The following is a 15920-nucleotide window of genomic DNA, read 5'->3' as shown; positions in this document are numbered from 1 at the left end:
AGTTAAAGAACTAACATGAAATTAAGGCTTACGTTTATATTTATTATTACTGGGATATTATTACAAGCCCAAGAAAATAATTATTGGAACTTTCATCAAGGGACTATTGCTTCATTAACAGGAGGTGCTGCGGTTGCAAATGCTAAAAATCAAGCCGCGGCGTATTATAATCCCGGATTACTGCCTTTTGTAAAAAATAGCAGTGCATCTTTAAATATGCAGTCCTTCTTTTTTAATAGTCTACTTATAGAAAATGGAGCTGGAGATAACATTGATTTAGAACAAGCTGTTGTAAGCATTGTACCAACCAGTACTTATGGTGTTATAAAAAATAATGAAGAAAGTAAATGGACCTTATCTTTTGGTATAATTACACAGGCGTATTCAGATTTCGGTTTAGGCGCATATAATGAAACCCAGCTCGATGTTGTTTCAGGTAATCCAGGAGCGGAGACCTATGTAGCGAATTATAATTATAACAACAAGCTAAAGGAAAACTGGTTAGGTCTGGCAACAGGTTATCAGGTAAACGATAATTTTGGGGTGGGGCTATCTACATTTGTAGTAGCAAAAAGTATGGATTACATCCAAAGTACAAATGCTAGCGCTATTGTTGTAGAAGAGGAGAATGAATTTGTGAGAACAATTGCGAATACATCTTTAAATGAAAACTTTGCATACCGCTCTGTCGGTTTGCTGTTTAAACTAGGTCTTGCTTACAAAATTGAAAAGTTAAGTTTAGGTCTTACCTTATCTAGTCCTTTAATTAACGTGGATTTTGTTGGAAAGGGCGCCATAAATAGGGAATTGTTTATTACATCCGATAATATTAGTGAAAGTAATATAAGACAGATAGCATTTCAGGAAAAAATAAATACGGTTAACAAACTTCCTTTTGCAATCGATCTAGGCGCTACATACAGGTTTGATAAAACAGAGGTTTCTGCTCGAGTGGCGCATTACGCCGGTGCTGGGAAATATGAAATGCTAAGGAAAGAAGAATTTGATAACTCCAGTATACTTAATCAATTTAGTGATTTTGGAGTTCCACAAACAGCGACAAAAGCGGTTACAAATTTTGGTATTGGACTCGCTCGAGATTTGAGTTTAAAAACAATAGTGTATTGTGGTTTTAATACCGATAAAAGTAGTTTCGATAATACAGAGCTAAATAGGGCTACCGACTTTGTTCCTTTTATTTCTCAATGGGACTTAATAAATTTTTCGGCAGGTTTTAGTCATTATTTGAAGCATTTTCAAATCATTTATGGCTTGTCTTATGTTTCGGGTAGGAGCGAAGGCGATTCGCAAATTATTAATATATCAGATCCCTTAGAGGAAAACTTTTTACTAGGCGATTTAACAAATAATACCAAAACAACCTTAAATCAGCTGAATTTAAATGTAGGTTTTGTCTATTATTTGAGGTAGTTTTTTTAATATATTTTTAACGCCAACAAAGTAATATGTTTTCGGTTTATAATAAAAAAGTAGTGCAATATTCCTTATATTTGGTTTAATTAATATTTTTAAGACTAAGGCTTAGACTAGTCTATAATGTAACATTATTTAAAATTTAGAATTATGAGAAAAAAAATGCAAATGTTTGCTGCCCTACTTTTATTAGCTGTTGTTTATAATTGTGGACCCTCAATTAAAGTAACAGATTCATGGACAGCACCAGATGCGAGATCTACAATGGCAGATGATTCCTTTTTGGTTATAGTGCGAACAGATGATTTGGCATCAAGACAATTGATGGAGCAAGAAATTACTGCCGAGATTAATGCAGCAGGAGTTAAAGCTACTTCAAGTTATATTAAATATCCTAAGGTGAGTCATAATCAAAAAATTACAGAGGCCGATATTGATAACTTAGTAAGTCGGTTCAAGCAAGATGGATTTTCAGGCATTGTCTTAACGGTTTTAAAAGATGTTAAAACAGAAGTAAGAACAGAGGAATCAGGTGGATATACTACAGGTGGATATTATCCTTCTTACTATGGCGGATATGGTGGCTTTGGTGGTTACTATGGGTCGTTTTACTCACCTTATGGTTATGGAGGGTCTTACGTGCCACGTTCACAGCGTACTTATGAATCTGAAATTTATAAGTTAGAAACTGTGATTTATGATTTAGATAGAGATATAGATCGTCAATTAGTTGCCGTTGTTGCTTCCAATATTACAGATCCTGGTTCGGCTTCAGCAATTGCAGGACCTTATGCTAAGAAAGTGGTTAAAGCTTTTGGCGATTCAAAAAAGTAAAACATATTTAGAATAATATTTTAAGAAAACTATCAGATACAACTTGTATTTGATAGTTTTTTTTATGAACAAATATGAGTTAATATTTGGAGTTGGCTTTGACTTAATGGAACGTTAATTTTATGTAGCCTTATGTTTAGGTTTTGTATTTTTACTTTATATTTTTTAACATATATGAGATGCTATGCAATTAAATAGAGAACAAGTTCTGCTTAGGGCTAATGAAGTTTGTAAAAACACCTTAATGGAAACCTTAGATATCGAAATTGTAGATTTTGGTCCTGATTTTGTTTTGGGTAAAATGCCGGTTACACCTAAGGTTCATCAGCCAGACGGTGTATTGCATGGCGGAGCAACAGCAGCTTTAGCGGAAACACTTGGCAGTTTTGCCGCTGAGATTTTAATGGATCTGGATAAGGTGTTTGTTAGAGGAATTGAGATTTCTGCTAATCATTTAAAAAGTGTTAGAACAGGTTATGTATATGCTAAAGCGTCATATTTGCATAAGGGAAGGACTACCCAATTATTGGAAATTAGAGTTACAGATGATCATGATAACTTGGTTTCATTATGTAAATTAACTACTATTGCGCTGCCAAAATCGAAATAAATTAGATGACTTCAGGAGATTTAGTTGAACGCCTTGAGGCACAGCATGAAAATCAATTACCCTTTATTGTTTATAGAAAGCCTAATGAATTAAAAGTCACAGGTTTGCTTCAAAATTCTGATCAAATTTTTTTTACTGAAGAATTTACTGAGCAGGGATTTGTGTTTTCTCCTTTTGATAATTCCGGACGTAGCGTGTTAATACCTTTGTCACAATCTGAACGTATTAGTTGTTCGCATTGGGATGGGCTTTCAAAAAATGAAAATCCGAAGTCCTTGGTATCAGGTGACACCAATCAAGCGAAAGAAGCCCATATTAAGCTTGTGGAGAAAGGCGTTGAAGCTATTAAAAGTGGAGCCTTCAAAAAGGTGGTCCTATCACGAAAGGAGGAAGTTACGCTTTCTAATAACAATCCTATTACTATATTAAACCACTTATTGCTGGCTTACAAATCGGCATTTGTGTATTGCTGGTATCATCCTAAAGTTGGATTATGGCTGGGAGCCACTCCTGAAACTTTAATAAAAAAGGAAGGGCGGCGTTTTTCTATTATGGCATTGGCGGGTACTCAAAATTATGATGGTACACTAGAGGTGACTTGGAAAGAAAAAGAAAAGCAAGAGCAGCAGTTTGTAACAGATTTTATTGAAGATCAACTAAGACCTTTGGTTGAAACTTATCGAATTTCGGACACCGAAACGGTTAAAGCTGGGAACCTCGTGCATTTAAAAACCATGATATCAGCGCAATTAAAGCCAGACATTATTTTAAAGGATGTTATTGATGGCTTACATCCTACGCCAGCTGTATGTGGCTTACCCAAAGCGGAGGCTCAGCGTTTTATTTTAGATAATGAAAATTATAACCGCGAATATTATTCTGGATTTTTAGGTGAATTAAATTTTGAAACCAAGGTTGCGCCCAGGTCAGGAAGAAGAAATATTGAAAACAGGGCCTATGCCATGAAAAAGAATAGTTCGCAACTTTACGTGAATTTGCGTTGCATGCAAATTAAGGATAAGAAGGGTATTATTTATATTGGAGGCGGTGTGACGGAAAGCTCTATTTCTGAAGTGGAGTGGGAAGAAACGGTTTCAAAATCTTTAGTGATTAGAAAGGTCTTATAATCATGAGATTTCTTATTTTTGAGGATCGATTATTTTTAAATGATATACCCAAAAATTCCTCTTGCACAAACGGTTGTTCAATTATGTAAAGCCAAGGGTGTAAAGCATGTTATAATTTCTCCTGGTAGTAGAAATGCCCCATTAACTATTGGGTTTACTAACGATAAATATTTTAAGTGTTATAGTATTGTAGATGAACGTTGTGCTGGTTTTTTTGCATTAGGCATGGCGCAACAAATCAATGCACCAACGGCTATTGTATGTACATCTGGTAGTGCGCTTCTAAATTATTACCCTGCCGTTGCTGAAGCCTATTATAGTAACATTCCTTTGCTTGTTTTATCGGCAGATAGACCAGAACATTTAATTGGTATAGGTGATGGTCAAACCATTAATCAAAAAAATGTCTATGGACATCATGTATTATTATCGGCTAATTTAAGGCTCGATGAGCAAAGTCAATTTGAGACTGTATTAGAGGAGCAAAAAGGTATACAAGCTCATAATGAACAGTGCATTAATGAAGCGATAAATGTGGCGCTTTTTAAGCAAGGACCGGTGCATCTCAATATCCCTTTTGATGAGCCTTTATATGAACGTGTGGAGGCATTAAGTGTGGCACCCAAAGCAATTAATTTAACGGTTACTCCAAAACAGGTTGAAGACCATGTGCTTGAATCTTGCATCAAAGATTGGAATGCAGCCACTAAAAAAATGATTTTGGTAGGTGCTAATCAGCCTAATGAAATAGAACAAAAATGGTTGAATGAAATTTCAGAGGATAACAGTGTTATTGTATTAACAGAAACGACATCAAACATACACCACCCCAGCTTTTTTTCAAGTATAGATCAACTTATAGCACCGTTAACTGAGGACGATCAAGAGGATTTTTGTCCTGATATTTTATTGAGTTTTGGCGGGTTAATTGTCTCGAAGAAAATAAAACAGCTTTTACGTCGCTATAAACCAAAACAGCATTGGCATGTTAACCCTAAAATGGCCTATGATACCTTTTTTAGTTTAAACAAACATTTAGAACTTAGTCCAAATCAGTTTTTTAAGGCTTTTTTACCTCAGGTGATTCATCAAGATGCAAGTGGTTATAAAAAAAAATGGACAAAGATTAAACGCTGGAGGCAAAAGCAGCATGAGTGTTATCTGAAGGAAATTCCGTTTTCAGATTTCAAAGTGTTTAGTAAAGTGTTGAGGTCGATTCCTCAGGACTATATTCTGCAATCAGGAAACAGTTCTACCATTCGTTATACCCAATTATTTCCTATGAATAAAACCTTAGAAGTGTTTTGTAATAGAGGTACTAGCGGCATAGATGGTAGTACAGCCACCGCCATTGGTTGCGCCGTTGTAAGGAATAAACCCACGGTGTTAATAACCGGTGATCTAAGTTTTCTTTATGATAGCAATGCGCTTTGGAATGATCATATTCCTGATGACTTTCGCATTATAGTTATAAATAACCAAGGTGGCGGAATTTTCAGAATTTTACCCGGGCCTAAAAACACTAAAAACTTTGATACTTATTTTGAAACTACTCACAGCCTAACAGCAGCGCAATTATGTGAGATGTATGGTTTAAAATATAAGGCCGTTTCAACTGAAGAAACATTGCTAAAAGCATTAGACACCTTCTATGTAAACAATGGAAAGCCTAAGCTTTTAGAAGTTTTTACGCCAAAATCAATCAATGATGAGGTCCTTTTGAATTACTTTCAATACATCAAGTGATTTGCGGGTTTTTAAGAAGTTTGCAGTCTAAAAAATAGTATCTTTAAATCCGTTTTAATTCATTTTATAATCATTAAAAAAGAAATCATTATGAGTAAAAGAGATGAGCTTATTGTAAAATATGCCGCAGATTTAAAAGATAAATGTGGCGTAACTGCCGATATGGATTTATTGACAAAAGTAACTATTGGTTGCGGACCGTCTATTTACAATGCAGATTCTTCAACCGTGTCAAGTTCTGATATTTCAGAATTGACTACAGTAAAAAATAATTTCTTAATTAAAAAATTAGGCTTGAGTGATGGCGCTGATTTAGATCAGGGTATTACTGAGGTTATGGCGCAATACGGAAAGACCAATAGAAGTAAATATAGAGCGGTGGTCTACTATTTGCTAACTAAACATTTTGGCAAAGAATCGGTGTACTAAAGGTTTTTTTGTCGTCATTAAAAGTATAGCAATCATATCTTGCTTTTTTTATTCAGGTATTTTCTACGAGTTTTGTTCAGAAGAATGAAACAATTTTATTAATATGATTACCTTTGCCACATGATAAAATTAGGACAAGTAAATACTTTAGAAATACTCCGTGAGACAGATCACGGTGCCTATTTAATTGATGATGAAGATAACCAGGTTTTACTTCCTAATAGGTACGTGCCTGAAGCCTTTAAAATTTGGGACAAAATTGAAGTTTTTGTCTATCTTGATAATGAAGAACGTCCTGTAGCCACAACGGATATGCCCTATATCGTCTGTGATGATTTTGCCTTATTACGTTGTAATCAAGTTACGGATTATGGTGCTTTTTTAGATTGGGGATTGGTAAAAGAATTGTTTTGCCCATTTGGGGAACAAGCTTTTAAAATGAAGCCTGGAGGATGGTATTTGGTACATTGCTATTTGGACGAAAAGACAAATAGACTTGTGGCTTCAAGTAAAACCAATCGCTTTTTAGATAATACGAATCTCACAGTCAATCAATTTGATGAAGTGGATTTGATTGTGTCGCATCCCTCAGACATTGGTATGAATGTTATTGTAAATAAAACACATTCAGGTTTAATTTATAAGGACAGTATTTTTAAGGATATCAGTGTTGGTGATAAGCTAAAGGGAATCGTTAAAAAGATAAGACCAGGAAATAAATTGGATATATCGCTAGGCCAGGTAGGTTATAGAAATATTGAGCCCAATGCAGAGCGTATAATGAAAGAACTTCAAGATAATAGCGGTTTTTTAAATCTTACTGACAAATCAAGTCCTGAGGCGATTAAAGAGGGACTTCAAATGAGTAAGAAAAACTTCAAAAAAGCTGTAGGTACACTTTATAAGAAGCGCCTGATAGAGATAAAATCTGATGGTATTTATTTAGTATAATTTCCAAGACATATTTAAACAAATGAAAAGCCAATAACTGAAAATATCAATTATTGGCTTTTTTATAAATATGGCTTCTTTTGATTTCGTTAATTCCCTTTTTATTGGTCTTCTAATTTCCAGGTTCTTACCCAATCATACTTTGTGGTTAAATCATCAAAGGAGCCAGATTCAAATATATTTGCAGAATCAATAGGGTTCCAATCATATGTTTCTATAGCCATTGTAATATGACCTTCTAAATCAAAGTCTGTTGTTGGTGTGATGGTATAGACGTATTTACCATCTAAATAGAATAATATTTCAGTGGGTGATTTCCACCAACATCCATAAACAAAATATCTAGAATGATTTTTTTCGTTCAAATCAAGTTTCCCCGGTGATTGTTGAGACTCATTTATTTCTGTGTCACAAGAGCGCTTATGTCTCCAGGTGTTAGAATGATAGGTTGCATCCCATTTTTTAGCCCAAGCATGTGTTTCGCTATGTGTTCTACCAACACATTCCTGAATGTCTAATTCTAACTTTCTAATAGGACCTGTATTGCAATTTTGCGGAAAAGCAATCCAAAATGTAGAAGACATTACTGTTTTATTCGCCTTCATTTTGCATTCATAATAATAGCCTTGCTTAGCTTTTTCTTTAGATCTAATAATGGCACCACCATGAGTCCAGGATTGATTATTAACTGTTTTTGGCGTTGTAAATTTTTCAACCGTTATATTTAAATTACCATCAGCTACAGTTACATTATCCGATTCAAATAGCGCAGGAGGCCTTCCGTACCATCCAAAAGGGTCGGATCCTGGATTCCTATGCCATTTGCCATCATCAAATGTCGTCACATTAAACTCATCAGTCATATTTTCAATCTTTGTCCATTTTTTACCTTCAGGAGCATAATTGTGTCCATCAACAGAATAGGGTTGGTCTGCAGAAGGGTATGATACAACAACGTCAAAACTACAGGTCGTTTTATTGCCCGATGTATCAGTAACTTCAAAAGTATTTGTGGTTGTTCCTATTGGGAATTCGGATCCAGAAGCTAATCCTGCTATTTGCTTAGTAATAGCTCCAGGTTTATTGTCTGTACCCGCAGGGGCTTTGTAGATAACGGTGGTAAATGCTTTCTCTAGACTTATTGTTTCGGTAATATTATCCAAACATGTTATACTTGGCATAGTCGTATCAATGTCTATAGTTTGTTCTTCTAGAGGCGCATCATTGCTACTACAGGTATTGAATAAAAGAATAATACTTGCTATTGATAAAAAGGAAATTTTGTTTTTTGGCATGCTTTATAATTTTAGAATAATCAAAAATATATGGATTGAAAAGGCTGCCTTTAGTAATTTGATTAAAATAATGGAACAAATGTCTTATGTCAATATATTGTCAAGTGCAAAAACTCAAAAATCAGGTATAAAAAAGAAAAAGCTATTTAATAATTTTAATTGTTGTTTTTAAACAGTGAATGTTGTCTCTGTATTCTAATATTTAGCTTTTCATTTTTAGTACTTTTGTTAAATGATTAATGATGATACCATAGTTGCTTTGGCTACGCCTTCTGGAGCTGGAGCTATAGCAGTAATAAGATTGTCTGGCGATGATGCCATTGTAATTGCTGACACTTGTTTTCAATCCATAAAAAGTGAAAAGACACTAAGCAACCAAAAGACGCATACCATCCATTTAGGACATATTGTTGAAGATGGACGGACTATTGACGAGGTTTTAGTGTCTATCTTTAAAAACCCAAATTCTTATACCGGCGAGAATGTCGTTGAAATTAGTTGTCATGGGTCTAATTATATTCAGCAAGAAATAATTCAGCTGTTTCTAAGAAAAGGGTGCAGAATGGCAACTGCTGGGGAGTTTACGCTGAGAGCTTTTTTAAATGGCAAATTAGATTTATCACAAGCAGAAGCTGTGGCAGATTTAATTTCAAGTGATAATGAAGCGAGTCATCAAATTGCCATGCAGCAGATGCGTGGTGGATTTTCATCTGAAATAGCAAAACTACGTGAAGAGCTTTTAAACTTTGCCTCATTAATTGAATTGGAACTTGATTTTGCCGAAGAGGATGTTGAGTTTGCAGATAGAACCCAATTTAAGGAATTAATTGAGCGTATCCGGTTTGTCTTAAAGCGATTAATAGATTCCTTTGCTGTTGGTAATGTGATTAAAAATGGTATTCCTGTTGCCATTGTTGGAGAGCCCAATGTTGGTAAATCAACTTTATTGAATGCCTTGTTGAATGAAGAACGCGCCATCGTCTCAGAAATAGCAGGAACTACTAGAGATACGATTGAAGACGAAATTTCAATAGGGGGTATTGGCTTTAGATTTATTGATACCGCAGGGATTAGAGAAACAAAGGATGTTGTTGAAAGTATTGGTATTAAAAAGACTTTTGAAAAAATAGATCAAGCACAGGTAGTCGTGTATTTATTTGAATCTGATGTTGTTTCAAATGATCATATGAAATCTAATACTATTAGAGTTGAAATAGAAAAAATAAGAAATAAATACCCGTTAAAACCACTTTTGGTTATAGCAAATAAAGTCGATAAGATTTCTGAAAATCAACAATTAAAACTGGACGATACGCTAAGTAAAATTGAGGGATCCTCATTCATGTTTATTTCAGCCAAACAGAACATAGGGGTGGATGCTCTAAAGCAGCAGCTGCTAAGTTATGTTAACACGGGTGCATTGCGAAATAATGACACAATAATCACTAATTCAAGACATTATGATTCGTTAATTAAAGCTTTTGAAGAGGTTGAAAGGGTGAGAGAAGGTCTAGAGTCAGGATTGTCGGGAGATTTATTAGCAATAGATATCAGGCAGGCTTTATATCATTTTGGTGAGATCACAGGTGAAATTTCCAATGATGATTTATTAGGTAATATTTTTGCTAATTTTTGTATTGGAAAGTGATTTTTTAATTATGTACGTTCCTTTCTATTTCATATAAAACTATACCTGTTTCATTAACACATTTAAAATTACTTGACGGTTTCTGATATGTTTTTAATTATGTCTTCAACTTCTTCAATATCAATGTCTTTAAACATCACTATTCTATCTATTTGAAGTCCTTTTGAACGTCCCACTAAATTAATGGTATATTCTCCCGCAGAAGGAAATTTGGCTGTTAACCATTTATGTCCTAAATCATGGACTTCTAAGAGGCCGTTTAGAACAAATTCATTACCACTTCTACCGTAAAATTTTTCGTAATACAATGTTTTTTTATCACCAGCAGAGCCCATGTCATCAGATAAATAAATATAAGCGTCATTACCTTTATCTGTTCCTCTTTCTCCTTCTGGTTGACGCATTGTCCATTTTACAGTATATTCTCCGGGGTTGTTTATTTTAAAAGAATATGATATTTTATTATCCATATTTACTTTTTTATAAGCATTTGGGCCATTATAGTAAATGTATTTTGATTTTGAAGCGTTGGAATTGTAACCCATTTTCCATTGGCCTTTAAGTTTAAATCGTTCTGCTTCAAAAACTAATAATCCATTTTTTTCCTCAATTTGGTTTTTAATAGTTATGCCATCACTAAACAATGATTTTAATTTCGTCAAGTTTCCGTTCTCATCATTAAAAAGAAGATAGTAAACCATTCCGGCATCAGAAATATCCGCTCCTTTTCTATCGGGATGAAAGTGCATTCTACTATAAATCCATTGAATGCTTTCGTCATTGTGGTCACGCATCCAGTAAAAAGGGGTAAAGTTAGTGCCAGAACACCAAAGTTTTTCAGGAATGTCACAAGCGTTCTGATCCTTGATTTTTTTGTATTTAATACGATTACCACTAAGAGAAATTGCCTCCTTCATGGTATGGTGTGCTTTTCGCCTTAAATGATTGTCATTATAACCACTATGTGAGATTACATATAGGTCATTTAATGATTCTGTGTTTCCTTGCCCTATGACTTGCTTAATAGCTAAATAAAAAAACTCTGAGGGTCCCATATGAATGAAATAAAGTGGGTTTTGAGCTGTTGATTTAGAAATTTCAGAGGCTAAATGAGTAATAGCTGCATCTGGATTTTCAGGTACATCAAAAAAGCAAGAAGCATCATAGCTCCATCGCTTTATAGCTCCATTTACACCATCAGCCATATAATTTGTTTCTGTAGTATGTTTAGGTGCATCAATAAAGTTGTTATATGAAAAATGTACTAATTTATTTTGCTTTGATACTTTTGCAAGTATGGCTAGAGCCGCTGGGGTGCCACCCCAATCGTCAGGGTCAGCACGTGGCCAACGGGCTTCAGGATGATTATCAGCCTGATTATTTCCATCTGCGCTAATGGCAATACGGTTGTTGTTATAGTTTAAAGCTTGAGACTCAATGAAATTTGGAGAAAGGGTTACCAAAATTATAACGCATACTAATAGTTTAGATTTCATATAAATATCATTAATTGTTTTTTTCTGGATAGATGTAATACGGTTTTATGTTGGCAGGAGGAATTATTTTTATTGAATTTATTTTTATATCCCCCTTATTAATAATAGCTTTCAAAACAACGTTTTTGCCATATTCAGGAGGAATAGGGATTTTTATTGAAACGCTACCTAATTGATTGTTTGATTCATGAATATGATAAGTGTTTATTTCATTAGATAACATCATTATTGAAAATTGGGCCTCTTTACTTTTTAATTCAAAATGTATTTCTGCGTCCCAAGTGTTTACATAAAACCCTGGGTCATTAAAGGTGGTTTTAAAGATAATACCAGATTTTTCTTTTTCTGAGTGAATTGTAGTTCCTGTTAAAAAAGATTTATCATTGTAAATATCATCCCATTTCCCTTGGCGATTAGGGTTTTTAGCGTTAAAGTAGCCACTTTTTTGTCCTACTTTTCTTGAAGCTATCTCTCCAGATTCTACCTGTATTTTTGTTACTTCGCTTATGTTTTCGCTAGAATTGCCAATCATTATTTCGAATGTTCCTTCTTCAACAATAAACTTATTTTTGGCAGTGTCAAAATGGGAGAAAGCTTCATACGGAATTGTTATTTCTACTTTTTTTGCCTTCCCTACAGGAACTGAAATACGCTTAAAGCCTTTAAGTGCCTTGATGGGTTTTTTTTGTGTAGATTTTAAATCTCGAATATATACTTGTACTATTTCATCTCCATCCATTTTTCCAGTATTTGAGATGGTTGCAGATACTAATACCTGATCATTTTGAGCTAGTTTTTTTTTATTTAAATTTAAATTTTCAATATTAAAAGAGGTGTAATTTAAACCATATCCAAATGGATATAATGTTTCGCCTTGATAGTACATATAAGTGCGTCCAGTTTGAATATTGTAATCGTAAAAATCAGGTAAATCTTTATCAGATTTAAACCAAGTAGAGCTTAATTTCCCACCGGGGTTTACTTTACCAAACAGCACATTGACCAAAGCTGTTCCTTGTTCTTGTCCGTTTGGCCAAGCACAAATTATTCCTGGGATGTTTTCTTCTTCCCAAGTGATTGCGGTTGGGCCGCTAGGTACTAAAACAAGAATTATGTTTGGGTTTACTTCTTGAACCGCCTTAATAAGTTTATGCTGGTTACCAGGGAGTTTTAATGATGTACGGTCTAAATTTTCAGTTGCAGTACTTTCGTCATTTCCTACAACTAATATAACCTGTTTAGACTTTTTAGCTAAGGCTACAGCTTCTAATATTTTTATTTCATCATCGGCGCTCCCAGTTACAGTGCAACCTTCAGCAAACTTTACTTCTGTGTTTAAATATTTTTTAATGCCATCCAACGGACTTATTTTGCTTTTTGGAATACCAGAGTATATCCCCATCCAGCATCTATTTGCAAAAGGACCAATGATTGCAAGATTTTCTAAATCTTGATTCAATGGTAATACATTATTGTTTTTAAGGAGCACTATGGATTGTTCTGCTGCTTTTAGGGCTAATTCTTTATGAGGAGCACATTCTAAAACACTTTTAGGAATTTTTGAATAAGGATTTAGATTTGTATCATCAAAGTCACCAGTTTTGAAACGCAATCTTAAAAGTCTCTTTACTGCAACATCTAATTCTTCCTCTGTTATTAATCCTTGCTCAATGGCTGGTTTTAATGCATCAACCATAGGAGCATTTCTTTTTACACTTCTAAAGCATTCCTGATCTACACCTGCTTTTATAGCCATAGCAGCTGCCTCAGGCTGTGATTTTGCATAGTTCATATTGGTTTCAATCCCTTGAACAGCTGCCCAATCTGCAATAACGTAACCTTTGAAACCCCATTCTTTTCTTAGAACCCCATTAACCAACCAATCATGAGATGAACATGGTATGCCGTTTAATCCGTTTAATGCTGTCATTATACCTGCAGCCTCTTCATCTACAATACATGCTTTGTAAGCGGGAAAATAGTACTCATATAAATCTTTTTTATTGATATAAGAATATATTTGTTCTCTTTTATAGTCTACATTATTAGCTACGTAATGCTTTACAGTAGTCACTGTTTTTAAATAATTGGGGTCATTTCCTTGCATACCTCTCACATACATTCGTGCCATCTCAGACATCAAAAACGGATCTTCACTGTAGCACTCTTCGTTTCTACCCCACCTGGGATCGCGAGCCATATTAACAGTAGGAGAGAACATCATCACTTCTTTTTGTCCCATATTTTTTAGGGCTCTGGCCTCGTTTGAAATGGCAGTTGCCACTTCATACATAAGATCAGGGTTCCATGTGCTTCCCATGGCAATGTTTTGTGGAAATTGTGTGCAATTCCAAGCAATTATTCCATGTAGAGCCTCACCATACCATTCATATTCTGGTATGCCTAATCTTTCAATACCTGGTATTTTGGAACCGCAATAACTTATTTTTTCTTCTAAAGTTAATCTTGATATTAGGTCATTAACTCGCTTTTCAATACTTTCATTTGGATTTTTCCAGACTTGAGAATTAACAGTATTAATTATGAGTATAAATAGAATAATAAAATATTTTGGAAGGATTTTCATTTTGAACTTTATTAATTAGTTTTATACTTATATGATTTAATTTATTACTGAATAAGAACCTAATAGGTGCTACAAGAATAAATAAAAGGTATTAATAATTTAGTAAAAAGCTGAGTGTAAACTGTTGTTGCCACAGTGTCATTGCAGTTAAAAACATGAGTTTATTTCTTAAAAACGGGACAACGCATTCTAATAAATTTGAGAGAGAAGGTTTATATTTGAAAACATGAAAATGAACTTTGATATTAAGGTTGTTGAAGCTAGTCTAGAGGAAATATGTGAGCATTCACTATTTTTAAAATCTATCAATTATACTAGACTACTAAGGTATTTAGTTGATAAAGCTATTAAGAATGAAGATGTAAAAGAGTTTACTATAGGGTATGATCTTTTGTCTAAGAACTATTTAGATGATAAAAATGATGGTGCTGTTCGTTCTCAAATGTATAAACTTCGAAAAAAGTTAACTGCTTATTATGCTGATAAGTCGGTTCAGCATGATGTGATATTCGAAATAAAAAAAGGGCAATACAATCTAAGTTTTTTATCTCCAAAAGAATTTAATCAAGACAATGAAAATGGTAGTTCAATTAGCATTCCTTTGAAAAAAATAAAAATAGCTTTTCTTTTTCTACCAATTTTACTTATTGGTTTTTGGAGTTTTGTGAATTTTTTTAATCAACCTTCAAGCTTGTGGAAAAATTATTTTAAATCAAATTCAAATAACCTAGTTGTAATTTCAGATCAGTATGTGGTCATGTCTGAGGGTTTGGATGGTAAAAGTCATGCTACTTTGTTTGGTAATATAAATAGCGATGCAGATCTTATTAATTTTAAAAATAAAAATAAGCAAGGTAAATTTGATAATACGGACTTTACTTTAATGTCAAAAATGGCACCTTATGGCACTAAAATTCTTAATGATTGGTTTAATAAATACAACAGTAATTTTGCTCTAAGATTAGAAAGTACTTTGACTATGGATGACATTAAGAATAACAATGTCGTTTTTATAGGTCAGTTTAAAACTATGAATATTTCAAGTGCTTTATTTCTAAAAGATAGTCATGTTTTTTCAATTTATAAAGATGGATTTATTTACAAAAAAGATGACAAAGAAAAGGAATATAACACAATATTTAATTCAAAAAGTAAAATTGAATATGCCATGGTTTCATGTAAATGGTTAGATTCGGGCAAAAATTCATTTTATTTTGTCTCTAATAACGATATTGGGGTTCTTGCCACACTAGGATTATTTACGGATAACAAATGGCTTAGTGAATTTTATGAAAGATTACCTGAAAAAGTGATTGGTTTTAACGCATTATTTGAAGTAAGTGGACTCCAACGTACTAATATGGGGTGCAAGTTAGTTGAATTAGAGGTTTTGAATTAAGGGTTTCATTGGTAATATTTTAGAACTAAGGAGTTACTATTGTAAATAATTCATTTTTTTTATAAAACCATGATTTAATCCTATTGAAGCGAAAAAAGTAAATACTTCCATCAAAGACACCCAGAAGGCGTCCTACCGCGGTCTTTTTTATTGCCGTAATTATTGGATCAGGTTTGTTTATGGCAAGAGAATCTAAAATATTGTCATATATGTCTGATGACCCTCAGGCTTGTGTAAACTGCCATGCTTAAATTTAATATTAAAACATCTTTTTTAGAAGCCTTGGTTTATTCCATTTGATAAATATAGGTGTCCCTTCCAAACCCTTCATAACCTTTTAATGGTTTTTAAAAAAACACCTTCA

At 33.8% G+C, this 15920-nt stretch carries 12 protein-coding genes; 9 read left to right on the top strand and 3 right to left on the bottom strand.

The window, feature by feature from the left end:
* The first annotated feature begins 15 nt into the window (after positions 1-15).
* The 7 genes from IE051_RS02785 to IE051_RS02755 all read left to right on the top strand — a co-directional run bounded on the left by IE051_RS02785 (position 16) and on the right by IE051_RS02755 (position 7131).
* Positions 16-1431 carry a porin family protein gene (locus IE051_RS02785; protein ID WP_189359239.1) on the top strand — a complete coding sequence of 472 codons (1416 nt, stop codon included), beginning with the start codon at positions 16-18 and terminating at the stop codon, positions 1429-1431.
* Between the two features lie 153 nt (positions 1432-1584).
* Complete coding sequence (locus IE051_RS02780) at positions 1585-2268, top strand: hypothetical protein (RefSeq protein ID WP_189359238.1); 684 nt, start codon at positions 1585-1587, stop codon at positions 2266-2268.
* A 184-nt stretch (positions 2269-2452) separates the two neighbouring features.
* Complete coding sequence (locus IE051_RS02775) at positions 2453-2878, top strand: PaaI family thioesterase (RefSeq protein WP_189359237.1); 426 nt, start codon at positions 2453-2455, stop codon at positions 2876-2878.
* A 5-nt stretch (positions 2879-2883) separates the two neighbouring features.
* On the top strand, positions 2884-4005 hold the full coding sequence (locus IE051_RS02770; protein WP_189359236.1) for a chorismate-binding protein: 1122 nt from the start codon (positions 2884-2886) through the stop codon (positions 4003-4005).
* A 39-nt stretch (positions 4006-4044) separates the two neighbouring features.
* Complete coding sequence (gene menD, locus IE051_RS02765; protein WP_189359235.1) at positions 4045-5751, top strand: 2-succinyl-5-enolpyruvyl-6-hydroxy-3-cyclohexene-1-carboxylic-acid synthase; 1707 nt, start codon at positions 4045-4047, stop codon at positions 5749-5751.
* A gap of 90 nt (positions 5752-5841) precedes the next feature.
* Positions 5842-6180 (top strand): DUF2853 family protein, encoded by a 339-nt coding sequence (locus tag IE051_RS02760; RefSeq protein ID WP_189359234.1) that lies wholly within the window; start codon positions 5842-5844, stop codon positions 6178-6180.
* Positions 6181-6300: 120 nt separating this feature from the next.
* Complete coding sequence (locus tag IE051_RS02755) at positions 6301-7131, top strand: CvfB family protein (protein ID WP_189359233.1); 831 nt, start codon at positions 6301-6303, stop codon at positions 7129-7131.
* 101 nt (positions 7132-7232) lie between these two features.
* Here the strand turns inward: IE051_RS02755 and IE051_RS02750 are convergent, their stop codons facing one another.
* Positions 7233-8426: an HYR domain-containing protein gene (locus tag IE051_RS02750; RefSeq protein ID WP_189359232.1), complete on the bottom strand. Its 1194-nt coding sequence runs from the start codon at positions 8424-8426 to the stop codon at positions 7233-7235.
* Between the two features lie 232 nt (positions 8427-8658).
* Between IE051_RS02750 and mnmE the strand changes: the two genes are divergently transcribed.
* The gene (mnmE, locus tag IE051_RS02745) at positions 8659-10074 is read left to right on the top strand and encodes a tRNA uridine-5-carboxymethylaminomethyl(34) synthesis GTPase MnmE (RefSeq protein ID WP_189359231.1); all 1416 of its coding nucleotides are present in this window, start codon (positions 8659-8661) and stop codon (positions 10072-10074) included.
* A 68-nt stretch (positions 10075-10142) separates the two neighbouring features.
* Here mnmE and IE051_RS02740 read toward each other — a convergent pair whose 3' ends face one another.
* Both IE051_RS02740 and IE051_RS02735 read right to left on the bottom strand, forming a co-directional pair.
* Positions 10143-11570, bottom strand: coding sequence for a hypothetical protein (locus IE051_RS02740; protein ID WP_189359230.1), 1428 nt, complete (start codon positions 11568-11570; stop codon positions 10143-10145).
* Positions 11571-11580: 10 nt separating this feature from the next.
* Positions 11581-14157: a glycoside hydrolase family 3 C-terminal domain-containing protein gene (locus IE051_RS02735; protein ID WP_189359229.1), complete on the bottom strand. Its 2577-nt coding sequence runs from the start codon at positions 14155-14157 to the stop codon at positions 11581-11583.
* A 232-nt stretch (positions 14158-14389) separates the two neighbouring features.
* Here IE051_RS02735 and IE051_RS02730 point away from each other — a divergent pair, with 232 nt between their 5' ends.
* Complete coding sequence (locus IE051_RS02730) at positions 14390-15556, top strand: hypothetical protein (protein ID WP_189359228.1); 1167 nt, start codon at positions 14390-14392, stop codon at positions 15554-15556.
* Positions 15557-15920: the final 364 nt, after the last annotated feature.

This window comes from Algibacter mikhailovii, from assembly GCF_014651495.1.
GTDB lineage: Bacteria > Bacteroidota > Bacteroidia > Flavobacteriales > Flavobacteriaceae > Algibacter_E > Algibacter_E mikhailovii.
Note: the sequence above shows the minus strand (reverse complement) of the source record. Positions and strands in the feature narration are given on the sequence as shown.